At 28.7% G+C, this 17,175-nt stretch carries 12 protein-coding genes and 3 tRNA genes; 13 read left to right on the forward strand and 2 right to left on the reverse strand.

What is annotated here, in order from left to right; all coding sequences use genetic code 11:
* Positions 1–3: 3 nt before the first annotated feature.
* The 10 genes from ACTT9R_RS04350 (at position 4) to ACTT9R_RS04395 (ending at position 11,226) form a co-directional block, all read left to right on the forward strand.
* On the forward strand, positions 4–1,788 hold the full coding sequence (locus ACTT9R_RS04350; protein ID WP_440926813.1) for an ATP-binding protein: 1,785 nt from the start codon (positions 4–6) through the stop codon (positions 1,786–1,788).
* Entirely contained in the window at positions 1,788–3,143 is a 1,356-nt protein-coding gene (locus tag ACTT9R_RS04355) for a sigma-54-dependent transcriptional regulator (RefSeq protein ID WP_440926814.1), read from the forward strand. The genes ACTT9R_RS04350 and ACTT9R_RS04355 overlap by 1 nt, the downstream gene beginning before the upstream one ends.
* Positions 3,144–4,535 carry a Trk system potassium transporter TrkA gene (gene trkA, locus ACTT9R_RS04360; protein ID WP_440926815.1) on the forward strand — a complete coding sequence of 464 codons (1,392 nt, stop codon included), beginning with the start codon at positions 3,144–3,146 and terminating at the stop codon, positions 4,533–4,535.
* A gap of 238 nt (positions 4,536–4,773) precedes the next feature.
* Positions 4,774–5,946 carry a TrkH family potassium uptake protein gene (locus ACTT9R_RS04365; protein WP_440926816.1) on the forward strand — a complete coding sequence of 391 codons (1,173 nt, stop codon included), beginning with the start codon at positions 4,774–4,776 and terminating at the stop codon, positions 5,944–5,946.
* A gap of 28 nt (positions 5,947–5,974) precedes the next feature.
* A tRNA-Arg gene (locus ACTT9R_RS04370) sits at positions 5,975–6,051 on the forward strand.
* Between the two features lie 177 nt (positions 6,052–6,228).
* Entirely contained in the window at positions 6,229–7,269 is a 1,041-nt protein-coding gene (locus ACTT9R_RS04375) for an amino acid ABC transporter substrate-binding protein (protein WP_075484502.1), read from the forward strand.
* A 63-nt stretch (positions 7,270–7,332) separates the two neighbouring features.
* On the forward strand, positions 7,333–8,484 hold the full coding sequence (locus ACTT9R_RS04380) for an amino acid ABC transporter permease (protein ID WP_440926817.1): 1,152 nt from the start codon (positions 7,333–7,335) through the stop codon (positions 8,482–8,484).
* Positions 8,485–9,927, forward strand: a complete 1,443-nt coding sequence (locus tag ACTT9R_RS04385) for an amino acid ABC transporter permease (RefSeq protein ID WP_440926818.1) — start codon at positions 8,485–8,487, stop codon at positions 9,925–9,927. It abuts the gene before it with no gap.
* 3 nt (positions 9,928–9,930) lie between these two features.
* A complete protein-coding gene (locus tag ACTT9R_RS04390) occupies positions 9,931–10,665 on the forward strand; it encodes an amino acid ABC transporter ATP-binding protein (RefSeq protein WP_440926819.1) in 735 nt (244 codons plus the stop codon).
* Between the two features lie 189 nt (positions 10,666–10,854).
* Complete coding sequence (locus tag ACTT9R_RS04395; protein WP_075504160.1) at positions 10,855–11,226, forward strand: helix-turn-helix domain-containing protein; 372 nt, start codon at positions 10,855–10,857, stop codon at positions 11,224–11,226.
* Between the two features lie 63 nt (positions 11,227–11,289).
* Here ACTT9R_RS04395 and ACTT9R_RS04400 read toward each other — a convergent pair.
* Both ACTT9R_RS04400 and ACTT9R_RS04405 read right to left on the reverse strand, forming a co-directional pair.
* Positions 11,290–11,365, reverse strand: a tRNA-Asn gene (locus tag ACTT9R_RS04400).
* A gap of 50 nt (positions 11,366–11,415) precedes the next feature.
* Positions 11,416–11,489, reverse strand: a tRNA-Cys gene (locus ACTT9R_RS04405).
* Between the two features lie 124 nt (positions 11,490–11,613).
* Between ACTT9R_RS04405 and ACTT9R_RS04410 the strand changes: the two genes are divergently transcribed.
* From ACTT9R_RS04410 to ACTT9R_RS04420, 3 genes are read left to right on the forward strand one after another with little or no spacing between them, the layout of a single operon-like run.
* Positions 11,614–14,241 (forward strand): valine--tRNA ligase, encoded by a 2,628-nt coding sequence (locus ACTT9R_RS04410; RefSeq protein ID WP_440926820.1) that lies wholly within the window; start codon positions 11,614–11,616, stop codon positions 14,239–14,241.
* Complete coding sequence (gene ilvD / locus ACTT9R_RS04415; RefSeq protein WP_440926821.1) at positions 14,241–15,959, forward strand: dihydroxy-acid dehydratase; 1,719 nt, start codon at positions 14,241–14,243, stop codon at positions 15,957–15,959. The genes ACTT9R_RS04410 and ilvD overlap by 1 nt, the downstream gene beginning before the upstream one ends.
* Positions 15,959–17,164, forward strand: coding sequence for a sugar phosphate nucleotidyltransferase (locus ACTT9R_RS04420; RefSeq protein ID WP_440926822.1), 1,206 nt, complete (start codon positions 15,959–15,961; stop codon positions 17,162–17,164). The genes ilvD and ACTT9R_RS04420 overlap by 1 nt, the downstream gene beginning before the upstream one ends.
* Positions 17,165–17,175: the final 11 nt, after the last annotated feature.

Genomic DNA, 17,175 nt, shown 5'->3' on the forward strand with positions numbered 1-17,175 from the left:
CAAATGTACGATTTTATTAAAAAAAATATATATCTAATAATATTATTTATTATCACTTTAGCGATAGGTTTTTTAACCTTTTTAACTTTTATTGATAAAGGATTTATTGAATTATCAGATCAAAATTTACAAATATTATTAGTTCTAAATATTGTCCTTTTAGTAGCACTTTTTGTTTATATTTTTATTGAAATTAAGAACGCAATTAAAAATGATATCGATAAGGATGGTTTTAAATCCAATAAAAAATACATTACATACTTTGGTTTATTTACTTTAATTCCATCAGTACTAATTTCAATATTTTCACTCTTTTTATTTTCTTTTGCTTTAGAAAAATATTTTGACAAAAAAGTTACCACAGTTGTTAACAATTCTTACGAGTTAGCAAGAAATTATGTTGAGGAAATTAGAAATAAAATTCAATCTGATATTGTTTTAATAGCTTTTGATACGAATAAAAGTAAAAAATTTCTAAATGATAATCAAAATGAATATAAGAGATTTTTAAATACACAAAAATTGATAAGAGATGTTGATGAGGTACACATTATAGATATTAATAAAAAACTTTTATTTTCAACTTTAAATGATGATCAATCATATGTCCCTCCAGTTGATAAAGCTTTAAATTTAGTTTTGGATGATGATCGTCCTTTAAAGATTATTAATGCACCCGCAAATATTTCCGCTGCAATAATGAGATTGCAAAATTTTGAAGATAGATTTTTATATGTTGTTAAATATTTAGATAAAGATATTTCAAGGTATTTAACAGAGTCTGAAGAAGCTATTAATTTTTATTACACCGTCGAGGAAAAAAGCACTGGTATCAAAATCTCATTTGCTATTATTTATATTATAGTTGTTAGTGTTTTATTGTTTGTCTCTATTTCTATAGCAATAAAATTTTCGTCTAGATTTTTTAGGTCTATCAATAATTTAATTCTTGCATCAACATCGATTGGACAAGGGAATCTTAATGCAAAAGTTCCTGAAGTTAAGACAGACAAAGATTTAGAGAATTTAAATAAAAATTTTAATTTAATGATAGACAGACTGAAAAGCCAGCAAGAAAAACTAATTATTAACGAAAGACATGAAGCATGGGGTAGCTTAGCTAGAAAACTTGCTCATGAAATTAAAAATCCACTTACACCAATTCAATTAACTATAGATAGATTAAAAAATAAATATTCTAAACAATTAGACAAAAATGAAACTGAAAACTTTAAAGAAAATTTAAAAATTATAAATAATCAAATAAAACAAATCGAAAAATTAGTTAACGAATTTTCTGACTTTGCAAGAATGCCTAAACCAATTTTTAGAGAAAATAATTTAGTAAATATAATTCATGAAAATATAAATTTGCTAAAAGAATTAGACAATTCTATTGATATTACTTTTAAAAAAGATTTTGAAAAAATTGTTTTAGAGAGCGATAAAGAGCAAATAAGTAGAGTATTTTTAAATTTGATTAAAAATTCTATAGAAAGCATTAATCAAAAAGCTCAAAACAACGACAAATTCAGCAAAAAAATCACTATTGAACTTACTGAAGATGATAGCCACATAGAAGTATCTATAGAAGATAATGGTGTTGGTTTTAGTGAATTAAAAAATAATATTAAAGATATACTTAATCCGTATTTCACAACTAAGAAAAATGGAACCGGTTTAGGATTATCAATAGTTAACAAAATAATTAATGATCATAATGGAAAAATTGAATTTATACCAATTCAAAATGGTGCAAAAATTAATATTTCATTTATAAAACAATAATGAGTGAAGAAATTTTAATTGTAGACGACAACGTTGATATCAGAAATATAATTAATGAATTAATTATAGATGCTGGCTATAAAACTCGTTTAGCAGCAAATTATAACCAAGCACTAGCTGAGATAGATAAAAAATTACCTGATGTTGCAATATTGGATGTAAAATTAGATAAAGGAGATAATGATGGTATAGAACTTTTATCTCATATAAAATCCAAAGATAAAGATGTGCCTGTCATTATAATTTCTGGTCATGCAAGTATTGAAATGGCTGTAAAATCACTTCATGAAGGAGCTTTTGAATTTATTGAAAAACCATTTGATCAAGAAAGATTATTAAATTTTGTCAAAAGAGCGGTAGAAAATTATAATCTTAAGAAACAAAATAAAGAATACGAAAGCAAATTATTTTCTTCTTATGAATTAATAGGAAACAGTAAAAATATATTGAACATTCAAAATCAAATAGAAAAGATTTCAGTTACAGAAAGTAGAGTTTTTATTAATGGACCATCTGGTTCCGGTAAAGAATTGGTTGCAAGAAAAATTCACAAACTATCTAACAGAAGTAAAAATCAATTCATAATATTAAACGGTGCCTTACTAGATTCAAGTAAATATGAATTAGAGTTATTTGGAGAAGAAAAAGAAAATGGCTCTATCTCGTATGGTGCTCTTGAAAAAGCAAATAAAGGAACTCTATTAATAGATCAAGTTTCAGAGATACCATTAGATATTCAATCTAAAATTTTAAGAGTTCTTACAGATCAAAAATTTAAGAGAGTTAATGGTGCCAATGATGTAAGTGTAAATGTAAGATTAATTTGCTCATCAAGTAAAGACTTGAAAAAAGAAATAGAAATTGGAAATTTTAGAGAGGATTTATTTCATAGAATAAATGTTTTTGAGATAAATATTGAACCATTAAATCAAAGAATTTCTGATATTCCTTTGTTAATCAAATATTTTTCAAGAAAAATATCTGAGAATTATAATATTAAAGAATTAGATATAGATGAAAACAATAGTTATATTCTCAATCATAATTGGCATGGTAATGTTAGAGAGTTAAGAAATTTAATTGAGAGGATTGCAATATTACAACCAGATTCAAAAGATAAAATTTCAAATATCATTAAGGAGTCTTTAAAAAATACAAATTTTGATGATCAATTGTCTGAAAATAGCCTTTCTGTGCCATTAAAAGATGCTAGAGAAAAGTTTGAAAAGGAGTATTTAACTATTCAACTTAAGAAATTTAATGGAAATATTTCTAAAATGGCAAATTTTGTTGGAATGGAAAGAAGCGCATTGCATAGAAAATTAAAAGGTTTGGGCATCAAAGAATTTAATTAGATGAATATAATCATTTGTGGGGCTGGAAGAGTAGGGTTTACTATAGCTAAACAGCTAAGTGAACAAGGTCATTCTATAACTGTTGTTGATCCTTCTAGCGAAGATATACAAAAAATTGATGATGCTTTAGATGTTAAAGCTATAGTGGGAAAAGGAACTTATCCGTCTATTCTGGAAAAAGCTAACGCAGCAGAGACTGACATGATTATAGCAGTTACGAGAAATGACGAAATTAATATGCTTATTTGTCAAATAGCCTTTTCAATTTTTAAAATTCCAAAAAAGATAGCAAGAATAAGATCTCAAGATTATTTAAACCCAAAATTTACAAGAGTTTATAATAAAGAGAATTTACCAATAGATGTCATCATTTCCCCTGAAATTGAAATTGCAAAATCAATACAAAGAAAACTTGAGGCGCCAGGAGCACTAGACAGTGTTCCATTTGCAGATAATAAAATAAGATTATTAGAGATTTTAATTAATGAAAATTGTAAATTAATTAACATTAAACTTAATGATTTGACAAAAAAACATCCTAATTTAGATGCAAACATTATTGGAATAATTAGAGATGAAAAATTTTTAATTCCAAAGAAAAATGATGATGTTCGAAAAAATGATAAAATTTATGTAATAATCAATTCATCACAAATGTTAGATACTCTAGAAGCTTTTGGACATGAAGAAAAAGTATCTAAAAACATTTTAATTGTAGGTGGTGGGAATATAGGTTTTAATTTAGCTAAAAATATTGAAGAAACGTTGGATGCAGCAAGAGTTAAAATTATTGAAAAACAAAAAGAAAGAGCCGAATTTCTTGCCAGTGAATTAAATAATACGATTGTTATTAATGGAGATGCTTTAGATGAGGAGGTTCTCGTAGAGGCTAATTTACAAGAAGCAGAAACGGTTCTTGCTTTAACAAATGATGATGAAGATAATTTGATGGTAAGTGTTCTTGTTGAAAAATTTGCAAAAGATGAAAAAGATGTAGATGACAAAAGAACAATGGCTCTAATTAATAAGCCAAATTACTCTCTATTACAAAATTCTTTAAAAATTGATGATCTCATAGATCCTAGAATGAATACTGTCTCAAGTATTTTAAAACATATTCATAAAGGTACCATCGAAACAGCTTATACAATTATGAATGGTGAATATGAAGTAATTGAAGCTGAAATTATAGAAACATCAGAACTTATTAATAAAGAATTAAAAAATTCTAACTTGCCAGAAGAAATAAGAATAGGTGCTGTATTAAGAGAAAATAAAGTTATTATACCTCGATCAAATTTTGTTTTTCAAAAGGAGGATAAAGTTGTTTTTTTAGCAAAGAAAGACTCAATTTCAGTAGTAGAAAATATATTTAGAATTAGTTCTATTTAATTAAATGTCATACTTTAGAGTAAAATACTTAAGTTTTTTTTTTATATTAATTTCTTTCTTTTCTTTTTTTAATATTATTTATTCATATTATTTTAATTTATACCTAAATCTAAACACATATTATTTTAGCTTAATTATTTCTGCGGTAATCGGAATAATATTTTACAAAATTAAAATTTCCTCCAAAAAACCTTCGGTATTTGAAAAAATATTAACCATCTTATTGGGATATTTTTTAATGCCCTTGATTTTATCGATACCTTTTTATTTGAGTATTTATAATTTATCTTTTTTAAATTCTTTATTCGAAGCTGTTTCTGGATTTACTTCAACAGGTTTTACTGTTTTTGAAAATATTAAACATATTGATCAAGGATTAATTCTATGGAGATCATCAATACAATGGATAGGTGGTTTATATTTTTTATACTCTATTATTTTTTTAATTGATATCTATGACGAAAGTTTAAAAAAATCTTTAACTAATTTTTTATCTTTTAATTCTTCTGAGATTTTAAAACAATCAATTAAAATTCTTTTATTATACTCTGGATTAACCATATCGATTTTTATTATTCTAAATGTTCTTGGAATTAGATCATTTAATTCACTTAATTTAGCAATGACGATAATTTCTTCAGGGGGATTTCTACCTGTGAATGAACTTTCGTCAATTTTAATAAATGAATTTCAAATAATTATATTCTCTTTTTTAATGCTAATTTCCTTTTTTAGTATTTTTTTTACATATAATTTAATTTTTTTAAGAAATAAAAATTTAAATTTCTTTTATGAAGATATACATTTATTTTTATATTTTATTGTAATTGTAAGTATTTTTTTTGTTTTCTTTAGTTATAATGCTAATTTCATATTTAGTTTTTTATCTTTAGTGAGTAGCATTTCTAATATTGGTATTTCTCTTCAAGTTGATCAAGCTAACTTACACTTTATATATATCTTACTTGTAATTATTGGTGGATCTTTTTTTTCTACAAGCTCAGGTTTAAGGTTTTTAAAAATATATTCTTTAACAAAATATTCTATTAATCAAATTCTTTCTTTTAGCAGGCCAAAAAATGTATTCATGAATAAGCTTGTTTTTTCTAAAATTAAATTTGATACAAAAGACATAAATAAATATTTTTTAACAATCTTAATTTTTGTTATTTCACTTTTTTCTTTAACAATCTTATTGTCTTTGTCTAATATTCAATTTGAATATTCATTTAAATTAGCTGTATTGACATTAATGAATACGGTTAATTCATCTGCTTATGGTCTATCGGACTTTAATTTTCAAAATTTGCATTTTTTAACCAAATATTTTCTAATATTTTTTATGATTATCGGAAGGGTTGAACTGATATCTTTATTGTTGATTGCTAAAAAATTTCTTTTTAAAAATTAATTAAGTATTATATATATCGATATATATTGCGCCCTTAGCTCAGCTGGATAGAGCATCGGTTTTCTAAACCGAGGGTCGTAGGTTCGAATCCTTCAGGGCGCGCCATTTCTCACATTTTTAGCAAATAATAATTTAATATTTAGCTTGACGTAATTTTATATTGAACTTGATTTTTTAATTATTTTTCCTTGAACAGTAATTTCTTACATGCTTAAATTAGAAATATTCAAAAGTAATTTTGAATTATTTGTTAACAAATAAAAATAACATAAAGGAAGAATAATGTTTAAATACTTAAAACAATTAACTTCTTTAGTTGCTATGGTTGCAGTGTTGTTTACTTTTACAACAGAAACTATGGCTGCTAAAAAATCTAAAACACTTAAAAACACTCAAAAGAAAGGTTTTGTAAGATGTGGAGTATCTCAAGGTCTTCCAGGATTTTCTAATGCTGATGCTGCAGGAAATTGGACTGGTATTGATGTTGATGTATGTAGAGCGGTAGCTGCTGCAGTACTAGGTGATGCAAACAAAGTAAAGTTTACACCACTAAGTGCTAAAGAAAGATTTACAGCTTTAACTTCTGGTGAGATTGATATCTTATCGAGAAACACAACTTGGACTCTTTCTAGGGATGCTGATATCGGACTTACTTTCGTTGGAGTAAACTTCTACGATGGTCAAGGTTTCATGGTTAGAAAAAGTTCTGGTATTACTTCAACAAGCCAATTCAAAGATGGTATCTCAGCTTGTACAAACATTGGTACAACAACTGAGTTAAACATGAGAGACTTCTTCAACTCTAAAGGAATTTCTTATGAGCCAGTTGCTTTCGAAAAAGCTGATGAAGTTGTAGCTGCTTATGATGCTGGTAGATGTGATACATACACTACTGATAAATCAGGTCTAGCTGCACAAAGAACTAAAATGTCTAACCCAGATGAACACATTGTATTACCTGAAACTGTTTCTAAAGAGCCTTTAGGACCAGTTGTAAGACAAGGTGATTCTGTATGGGAAGATATCGTTAGATGGTCTTTAAATGCTATGATCGAAGCAGAAGAGTATGGAATTACTTCTGCAAACGCAGACTCAATGAAAACTTCAGATAACCCAGCTGTAAAAAGATTAGTTGGTGCTGAAGGTGAATTAGGTGCTGCTTTTGGTCTAGACAATGAGTGGAGCTTAAGAATTATTAAGCAAGTTGGTAACTATGGTGAAAGCTACAAAAGAAATATAGCTGACACTGGAATTTTACCTGACAGAGGTCCAAATGAATTGTGGACTAAAGGTGGAATTCTTTATGTACCACCTGCAAGATAATTGCACATTTAACTAATTAAAAAGGGCTAGATTTTTCTAGCCCTTTTTTTTATAAGCGTTCAAATGGACCTAAAATTACAAAAAATCATTCCCCAATTAATTACCGTTTTAGTTGTAGTATTAGTTTTTGGATTTTTTACATATAATGCCCAAATCAATATGGAGAATAGAGGTATTGATTTTGGATATGGGTTTCTTTCACAAGAATCTTCATTTGATGTACAATTTTCACTTATAGAATACGATGGATCCCATTCTTACTTCAGAGCCTATCTAGTTGGTTTGCTTAATACTATTTTAGTTTCTGTAATTGGAATTGTTATTGCAACAATTTTGGGAGTTATAGTTGGTGTTGCAAGACTCTCGCCAAACTATTTAATAAATCAGTTTGCTGCCTTTTATGTGGAATTTTTTAGAAACATCCCATTACTTTTACAAATATTTTTTTGGTATTTTGCTGCTTTAAGAGCTCTACCATTGCCTCAAGATGCGGATGCAATGTTAGGTGTTTTTTTCTTAACGATTAAAGGTTTGTATGTTCCAGCATTTGTTTGGGAAAATCTTAATGTATTTTTATATTCAATAATTGCAGCAATAATTGCAATAGTTGTAATTAGAATTCATGCAAGAAAAGTTCAAGAAACGCAAGGTAAACAGTTACCAGTTTTTTGGATATCAGTAGGTTTAATTTTTATATTACCTTTACTTAGCTTTTTAATTGGAGGTGTGAGTTTATCGTTTGAAATTCCTAAATTAAAGCAATTAGCTGCAACATCATTCAAATATGAAGGTGGTATAAGCTTACCCCCTGAATTAATAGCTTTAACTTTATCGCTGGCATTATATACAGCAACTTTTATTGCTGAGTGTGTAAGAGCTGGAATTCAAGGTGTAGGTAAAGGTCAAAAAGAGGCAGCTGCATCAATTGGATTGAATCCTAACCAAGTTTTAAAATTAGTTGTTATGCCACAAGCATTAAGAATTATTATTCCACCAACAACAAACCAATATTTAAATTTAACTAAGAATTCTTCATTAGCTGCTGCAATTGCTTATCCTGATCTAGTACTAGTTTTTGCGGGGACTGCATTAATGCAAACTGGTAAAGCGATTGAAATAGTTTCAATAACGATGTTTACTTACCTAAGCTTAAGTATTTCAATTTCAATTCTTATGAATTGGTACAATAAAAAAATTGCTATTAAGGAAAAATAAATGTCAAAAATTAATTTTTTAAAACCAGATAAAGATAATTTGACTACCTTTTTATATATGGGTTCATTTTTATTTGTTATTAGTGTTATTGATGTTTTTCTTAATTCATTCTTTAGATTAAACATCACTGGATTTTTACCTGAATCATTAAGCTTTATAATTCCAATTATACTAGGTTTTATAGGACTGTATTTTATTAGAATTGAACACAGTGGTAATAAATTTCTAGATCAAGTAAATAAAAATATTAATACAAGTAATTTTAATGCAATCTTATCCCTATTAATTATATTTGTAATTATTAAATCAATACCACCAGTTTTAAGTTGGTTTGTGGTCGATGCAAGTTTTGCTGGTGATAGTAAAGATGTTTGCTCAGGCACTGGTGCTTGTTGGACTTACATAAAAGTCTGGTTTCGAAGATTTATGTATGGAATGTATCCAAATGCAGAACAGTGGAGAATAAATTTATCTTTTATTGCCTTAGCTCTTTTAGGTTCTGTAGGATATTTTGCTACAGAAAAATTTAAAAAATATTTAACTTTATATTATGTTGTAATTTATCCATTTATAGCATTCCTATTTATTTTCTTTTTTATATCAGGCGGTCCTGTATTTTTTGACTTTTCTTACGGAATAATCGCAGCAGTAATTTCAATAATTATTGGTTTCTTTATTCCAAGTAAATTTAAATTTTATTATTTTATATTTGTGCCAATTACTCTTTATATTGTTTTAAAATATTTCATCTTTTACGAGGAATTAATTGAATTAGGTAAACTTGATGGATTAAATTGGGTCGAAACTGGAGCTTGGGGAGGATTATCACTTACATTTATAATTTCATTTTTCTGTTTAATTTTCTGTTTTCCTATAGGAATGGCATTTGCTCTTGGTAGAAGATCAGATTTTCCATTAATAAGATATATATCAATTGGTTTTATTGAATTTTGGAGAGGTGTTCCGTTAATTACAGTTTTATTTATGTCTGCTGTGATGTTTCCAATGTTTTTACCTGCAGATTTTTTTATAGATAAGTTGGTGAGATGTATAATAGCTATTTCTTTGTTTGAGGCGGCTTATGTTGCTGAAGTTATTAGAGGAGGCTTACAAGCATTACCACGTGGTCAATATGAAGCTGCAAAATCATTAGGTATGGGATATTGGAGAATGCATATATTTGTAATTCTTCCTCAAGCTTTAAAATTAGTAATTCCAGGTATTGCTAATACTTTTTTAGCTTTAGTTAAAGATACTCCTTTAATATTTGTAGTTGGTTTACTTGAAATAGTAGGAATGTTAAATTTAGCCAAAACTAATCCAGAGTGGTTAGGTTTTGCTATGGAAGGCTATGTTTTTGCTGCAATAATTTTCTGGATTATTTGTTATGCAATGAGTAAGTATAGCTATAATCTAGAACAGAAATATAAAACAGAGCGATAAATTATGTCTGAAAGTATTATTCAAATAAAAAATGTAAATAAATGGTTTGGTGATTTTCAAGTTTTAAAAGATATTAATCTAGAGGTTAAGCCAAAAGAAAAAATTGTTGTTTGTGGCCCATCAGGATCAGGTAAATCTACATTAATTAGATGTATCAATAGATTAGAAGAACATCAGCAAGGTGATATTATTGTTGATGGAAACACTTTAACTGAAGATACAAAAAATATTGAACAAATTAGAGCAGAAGTTGGAATGGTATTCCAACAGTTTAATTTATTCCCTCATTTATCAATTGTAGATAATTGTACTCTTGCACCAATTTGGGTAAAAAAAATGCCAAAAAAAGAAGCTGAAGAATTGGCTTTAAAACATTTAGAAAGAGTTCAAATTCTTGACCAAGCTCACAAATTTCCTGGTCAATTATCAGGTGGTCAACAACAAAGAGTTGCCATTGCTAGAGCACTTTGTATGGAACCAAAAATAATGTTGTTTGATGAGCCTACATCAGCTCTTGATCCAGAAATGATTAAAGAAGTTTTAGACGTAATGGTTGATTTAGCAAACCAAGGTATGACAATGATAGTTGTTACTCATGAGATGGGATTTGCTAAAGAAGTAGCTGATGAGGTTATTTTTATGGATGAAGGAATGATTGTTGAAAGAGCTGAAACTAAAGAGTTTTTTGCTAACCCTAAGAGTGATAGGACCAAGCTGTTTTTAAGTCAAATACTATAAAAAATATATTAATTTAAGGCAATAAATTTAGATTAAAGCAATCGAAATATGTTTATTTTCCATTCAACTAATGCTTGACAGTATTTTGATTATTCCAAATTTCTTTCAAAAAAAAATAAATTTTTCTATTGCAGTAACTTTAATAAATAGGTTGAATAGACTTTATAAATTTAATTAAGAGGGGTCTTAATGGAAGATAATTTCAATAAACACTTAGGCAATAAGCTTAAGCTGAGAAGATTAGCTTTAGGTCTAACACAAACTAAAGTAGCAAAAGCAATTAATGTAACATTTCAACAAATTCAAAAATACGAAAAAGGGACTAACGGTGTAAGTTCGATAAGACTACTTCAACTTGCAAACTATTTAAAAGTACCGATTAATTATTTCTTTGAAGATTTTTCAGAATATTTAGTGAATTTGGAAAAATCACAAGAAGGTCACATGAATGTTAATTATAATTTTTTAGTTAAATTATATTCAGAACTTAATGCTGATCAAAAATTAAAATTTAATAAATCTTTACAAATTTCAGGATCAGGAATTTCTAAAGCAGTTTAATTAAAGTTTTAATTAAGACCCTAGATATTAATTTTAGAGATATTCTATTTTTTAATTTCATTTTGGCTCCTCGGGCAGGACTCGAACCTGCGACCAATTGATTAACAGTCAACTGCTCTACCAACTGAGCTACCGAGGAATGTAAAAAAGCCAACTTACTTTTTTTTATAACTAAAACAAGATTTTTTTTGGAGGCAACGCCCGGAATCGAACCGGGATACAAGGATTTGCAATCCTCTGCGTAACCATTCCGCCACGTTGCCATCTTATTTTTAGCTAATAGCTCCAGATGCCTTTTTATATTAAATTTTTTCTATTAGTCTATTAAATAACGATCCAAATTGATTATTGTTAATTTAGATTATTAAATTATAAACTTTAACACCAATGAGTAGCGATAAATATATACATTCTGATGTAGAAAATAGAATTTATTCTTATTGGGAAAAAAATGGTCTTTTTAAACCTAAAGAAAATTCAAAAAAATTCTCAATTGTAATACCTCCACCAAATGTGACGGGTAGTTTACACATGGGACATGCTCTTAATAATTCAATTCAAGATTTATTAGTTCGTTACCATAGAATGAATAATTTTGAAACTTTATGGCAACCGGGAACGGACCACGCTGGCATAGCTACTCAAGCTTTAGTAGAAAAAAAATTAACATCAGAAAAAATTGATAAAAATGAAATTGGTAGAGAAAAATTTATTGAAAAAGTTTGGGAATGGAAAGAGCAATACGGAGACATAATAATTAACCAATTAAAAAAACTAGGTTGCTCTTGTGATTGGTCAAGAAATGCCTTTACCATGGATGAGAATTTATCCAAATCAGTAATTAAGGTTTTTGTAGACCTTTATAACAAAGGTTTAATCTATAAAGATAAGAAACTAGTTAATTGGGATACAGTTTTAAAAACAGCTATTTCAGACCTAGAAGTAGATCAAAGAGAAGTAAATTCTAAAATTTATTACATCAGATATCCAATAGATGGAACGGAAGAATTTATTACAATTGCAACGACAAGACCCGAAACTATGCTTGGTGATACAGCTATAGCTGTAAATCCAAAAGACGAACGATTTAAATCCTTTGTTGGAAAAACAGTTACTATTCCAATTGTTGGAAGAAAAATAAAAATTATTGAAGATGACTATGCAGATCCTGAACAAGGAACAGGGGCATTGAAAATAACTCCTGCACATGATTTCAATGACTATGATGTAGGTCAAAGAAACAATCTTGAAATAATTAATATTTTTACAGAAGCAGGTAAAATAAATGAAAATGCTCCAGAATATTACAGAGGTCTTGATAGGTTTGAAGCTAGAAAAAGAATTTTAAAAGAACTTAAAGAAAAAGAATTTTTTGTAAAAGAAGAAAATATTAAAAATAAAGTTCCTTATGGAGATAGATCCAATTCAATAATCGAACCTTTCCTAACAGAACAATGGTTTGCTGATGCTAGTAAATTATCAGTTAAAGCTAAAGAAGTTGTTAATTCAAAGAAAACAAATTTTTTTCCTGAGAATTGGTCAAAAACTTATTTTCAATGGATGAATAATATTGAGCCATGGTGTATTTCAAGACAGCTTTGGTGGGGCCATCAAATACCTGCTTGGTATGGTCCTGATGAAAAAATTTTTGTTGCTGAAAATGAAGATGATGCAAAACAACAAGCTAAAAAACATTATGGTAAAAATGTTGAATTAAATCGTGATCTAGATGTTTTAGACACTTGGTTCTCATCTGGCTTATGGCCTTTTGCAACACTTGGTTGGCCGGATGATAATAAATATGTCGATAAATTTTATCCAACGTCAGTATTAGTTACAGGTTTTGACATTATATTTTTCTGGGTAGCTAGAATGATTATGTTTGGTACTGAATTTTTAAATAAAGAACCGTTTAAAGATATTTATGTTCATGCATTGGTTAGAGATGAGAAGGGACAGAAAATGTCTAAATCGAAAGGAAATGTAATTGATCCTTTAGATTTAATTGAAAAATATAGTGCTGATGCACTAAGATTTACTTTGTTATCAATGGCATCACCAGGTACAGATGTTAAGCTTTCTGAGGATAGAGTTAAAGGTTATAGAAATTTTTTAAACAAATTATGGAATGCAAATAACTTTTTAATCACTAATGAATGTGATTTTAAAGATATAGATAAAGTTCCTAGTTTAAATGTAAATATCAACAAATGGATTTACTCAGAACTTATTGAAACTAAAAATAAGATAGAAAAAAACCTTAATGATTACAGATTTGATGAAGCAGCTAAAAACGCTTATCAATTTGCATGGCATTCGTATTGTGATTGGTATTTAGAACTATCTAAAACAATACTATTTTCAGAAGATGAAAAAGCTAAAGCAGAGGTTAAAAAAGTATCATCTTTTGTATTTAAACAAATTTTGATTTTGCTACATCCTTTTATTCCGTTTGTTACTGAAGAAATTTGGCTCAAAAACAAATTTGATAATGATGGTAGCGATTATCTTATGCTTAAAAACTGGTTATCTGGTGAAATAAACAAAGATAGTAGCACCGAACAAGTTGAAAATATCATCAATATTATTTCAGAGATTAGATCATTTAAAAACGAGTTAAATGTAAGTCCAGGCTCATTCATTGATGTATCAATAAGCAACATTAATAAAAATCAAAAAGATTTTATTAATACGAATGAAATTATTCTAAAAAAACTAGGAAGAATAAACAGCATATTAGATAAGGATTTAGATAAACCAGCTGCGACAATGGTTGTTTCTGGAGATTTGTTTAAGATTTATTTCGATAAAGATGTTGATTTAAAATTAATTAAAGAAAATTTAACAAATAAACAAAGTAGATTGGAGCAAGAGATGAATAAAATATCTCAAAGATTAGAGAATAAAAGTTTTGTAGACCGAGCTCCAAAAGAGATTGTTGAACAAGAAAAAAATAATTATAATAATTTAAAGAATGATATTGAGAAAATATCAGTAACAATAAAGGGTATATAATGGCTAAATTTAATAAAAAGAAACTTCCAAGTAGACATACATCATTAGGTGCAGATAGAGCTCCGCATAGATCGTTTTATTATGCTATGGGAGAAACTGAGAAAGATGTAGCAAAACCCTTTGTTGGTGTGGTTTCTACATGGAATGAGGCAGCTCCTTGCAACATTGCCTTAATGAGACAAGCCCAATCAGTTAAAAAAGGAGTTAGAGCTAATGGTGGAACTCCAAGAGAATTTTGTACAATTACCGTTACTGATGGTATTGCAATGGGTCATGAAGGAATGAAGTCTTCATTGATATCTAGAGAAGTAATTGCTGACTCTGCTGAACTTACGGTTAGAGGTCATTGTTATGATGCTTTAGTTGGTATCGCAGGGTGCGATAAATCCTTACCTGGTCTAATGATGTCTATGGTTAGATTGAATGTACCAAGTGTATTTATATATGGTGGATCAATCCTTCCAGGCAAATATAAAGGAAAAGACGTAACAGTTGTAGATGTATTTGAGGCGGTTGGAAAACATTCAACAGGTCAAATGTCTGCTGCAGAACTTAGAAAATTAGAATTAGTTGCTTGTCCTAGTGCAGGCGCTTGTGGAGGTCAATTTACTGCAAATACAATGGCATGTGTATCTGAAGCAATTGGATTAGCACTTCCTTATTCAGCAGGAACACCAGCTCCATATGAAGAAAGAGATAAATACGCAAAAGCTAGTGGTAAAACAGTTATGAACCTCTTGAAAAAAGGAATTAAACCAAGAGACATTGTTACAAGAAAAGCTTTAGAAAATGCTGCAACTGTTGTTGCTGCAACAGGTGGTTCTACAAATGCAGGATTACATTTACCTGCTATTGCGAACGAAGCAGGTATTAAATTTGACTTAATGGATGTTGCTAAAATTTTCAAAAGAACACCTTATCTTGCAGATTTAAAACCAGGTGGAAAATATGTTGCAAAAGATATGTGGTTAGCAGGTGGTGTTCCAATGTTATTAAAAACTTTATATGAAGGCGGATATATTCATGGTGACTGCATGACTGTTACTGGAAAAACTATGAAGGAAAATTTAAAAGAAATTAAATTTAATCCAAAACAAAAAGTAATGAGATCTTATAAAAATCCATTATCACCAACAGGAGGTGTTGTTGGATTGAAAGGAAATTTAGCTCCAGAGGGTGCAATTGTTAAAGTTGCAGGACTTAAAAAATTACAATTTACTGGTAAAGCAAGATGCTTTGAAAATGAGGAAAGTGCAATGAAAGCTGTTCAAAGCAAAAAGTATAATGATGGTGATGTAATTATAATTAGATACGAAGGACCTGTCGGAGGCCCTGGTATGAGAGAAATGTTATCGACAACAAGTGCAATTTATGGACAGGGAAAAGGGGAGAAAGTAGCCCTTATTACTGACGGTAGGTTCTCTGGAGCCACTAGAGGCTTTTGTGTGGGTCACGTAGGCCCTGAGGCCGCTCTAGGGGGTCCTATAGGCCTTTTACGTACAGGTGACATCATTGATATCGATGCTAAAAAAGGAACAATTAACGTAAGACTTTCTAAAAAAGAATTAGCTACAAGAAAAAGAAAATGGAAGGCTAGAAAATCAGATTTTGGATCTGGTACTTTATGGAAATATGCACAAACAGTTGGACCTGCGTATTTAGGTGCACCAACTCATCCAGGTAAGAAAAAAGAAGTTAAGGATTATTCAGAAATTTAATGAAAATTCGTCCAGTTATTTTATGTGGAGGTGCTGGAACTCGACTTTGGCCAAATTCTAAAAATCATCAAGCAAAGCAGTTTATTGATTTTGGTAATTGGACTTTACTTGGAAAAACACTTGAGAGAACTAAAGCATCAATTTACGACCCTCCAATTATTAGCACTAATAAGAAATACTTAAGCAAAGTAAAACAGCATTTAAGAAAAAACAAAATAAATAAATATAAAATTGTTGTAGAACCAGCTAAAAGGAACACTGCACCAGCTATTTTAAGCACTGCTTTAATTAAAGATATTCCAGACCATCAGCCTTTAATGTTTTTTACAGCAGATCATCTGATTGAAAAAATGAGTATTTTTAATAAGGCAATAAAAAAAAATAAATCAAATCTAAATAAAGAAAATATATTTGTTTTTGGAATTAAACCTAAATCTCCAACTAGTGATTATGGTTATTTTTTAACTAAAAAAATTAAAGGAAATATTAATAAAGTAACAAGATTTATTGAAAAACCAAAAGAAGCTAAAGCAAAACAAATTATAAAGAATAAAGGTTATTGGAATTCAGGGATGTTTTATCTCCGAAAAGACTCCATTATTAATAACTTTAAAAAATATCAACCTAAAACTTATAAAAATTGTGTAAATGCAGTTAATAAAGCAAAATATAAAGCTAATACTTATCGCTTAAATAAAGCTTCATTTATAAAAGCAACCGCCAAATCATTTGATTATGCAATTCTTGAAAAAACCAAACAAATTAACGCTATCAAATTAGATATACCTTGGTCAGATCTTGGTAGTTGGAGAGAAATTCTGAAGATGTATGACAAAAATAAAAACAAATATATAAAGAAAAAAAATGTGTATTACCGTCCATGGGGCAGATACACCAATTTATTTGAAGGAAAAGAATTTTTAATAAAAGAACTATATGTAAAACCAAAAGGAATCTTAAGTTTACAAAAACACCATCACCGAGCTGAACATTGGTTAGTCACCCAAGGTAATGCCAAAATAACGCTTAATAAAGATATTATAATTAAAAAACCTGGTGAACATATATTCATTCCGTTAGAGGCAATCCATAGAGTTCAAAACTCAGGAAAAAAACCTGTAAAAATTGTTGAAGCTCAAATTGGCTCAATTTTGAAAGAAAGTGATATTGTTAGATATCAGGACGTATATGGCCGTGTTAAATAATATAACACGAC

This window comes from Candidatus Pelagibacter sp. (assembly GCF_052049835.1).
Classification (GTDB): domain Bacteria; phylum Pseudomonadota; class Alphaproteobacteria; order Pelagibacterales; family Pelagibacteraceae; genus Pelagibacter.

Bases quoted from the DNA above. Each gene is read 5' to 3' on its own strand.
- ACTT9R_RS04390 (WP_440926819.1), top strand. From the start codon at position 9,931: ATGTCTGAAAGTATTATTCAAATAAAAAATGTAAATAAATGGTTTGGT.
- ACTT9R_RS04420 (WP_440926822.1), top strand. From the start codon at position 15,959: ATGAAAATTCGTCCAGTTATTTTATGTGGAGGTGCTGGAACTCGACTT.
- ACTT9R_RS04350 (WP_440926813.1), top strand. From the start codon at position 4: ATGTACGATTTTATTAAAAAAAATATATATCTAATAATATTATTTATT.
- ACTT9R_RS04375 (WP_075484502.1), top strand. From the start codon at position 6,229: ATGTTTAAATACTTAAAACAATTAACTTCTTTAGTTGCTATGGTTGCA.
- ACTT9R_RS04365 (WP_440926816.1), top strand. From the start codon at position 4,774: ATGCCCTTGATTTTATCGATACCTTTTTATTTGAGTATTTATAATTTA.
- ACTT9R_RS04385 (WP_440926818.1), top strand. From the start codon at position 8,485: ATGTCAAAAATTAATTTTTTAAAACCAGATAAAGATAATTTGACTACC.
- ACTT9R_RS04355 (WP_440926814.1), top strand. From the start codon at position 1,788: ATGAGTGAAGAAATTTTAATTGTAGACGACAACGTTGATATCAGAAAT.
- ACTT9R_RS04380 (WP_440926817.1), top strand. From the start codon at position 7,333: ATGGACCTAAAATTACAAAAAATCATTCCCCAATTAATTACCGTTTTA.
- ACTT9R_RS04410 (WP_440926820.1), top strand. From the start codon at position 11,614: ATGAGTAGCGATAAATATATACATTCTGATGTAGAAAATAGAATTTAT.
- ilvD (WP_440926821.1), top strand. From the start codon at position 14,241: ATGGCTAAATTTAATAAAAAGAAACTTCCAAGTAGACATACATCATTA.
- ACTT9R_RS04395 (WP_075504160.1), top strand. From the start codon at position 10,855: ATGGAAGATAATTTCAATAAACACTTAGGCAATAAGCTTAAGCTGAGA.
- trkA (WP_440926815.1), top strand. From the start codon at position 3,144: ATGAATATAATCATTTGTGGGGCTGGAAGAGTAGGGTTTACTATAGCT.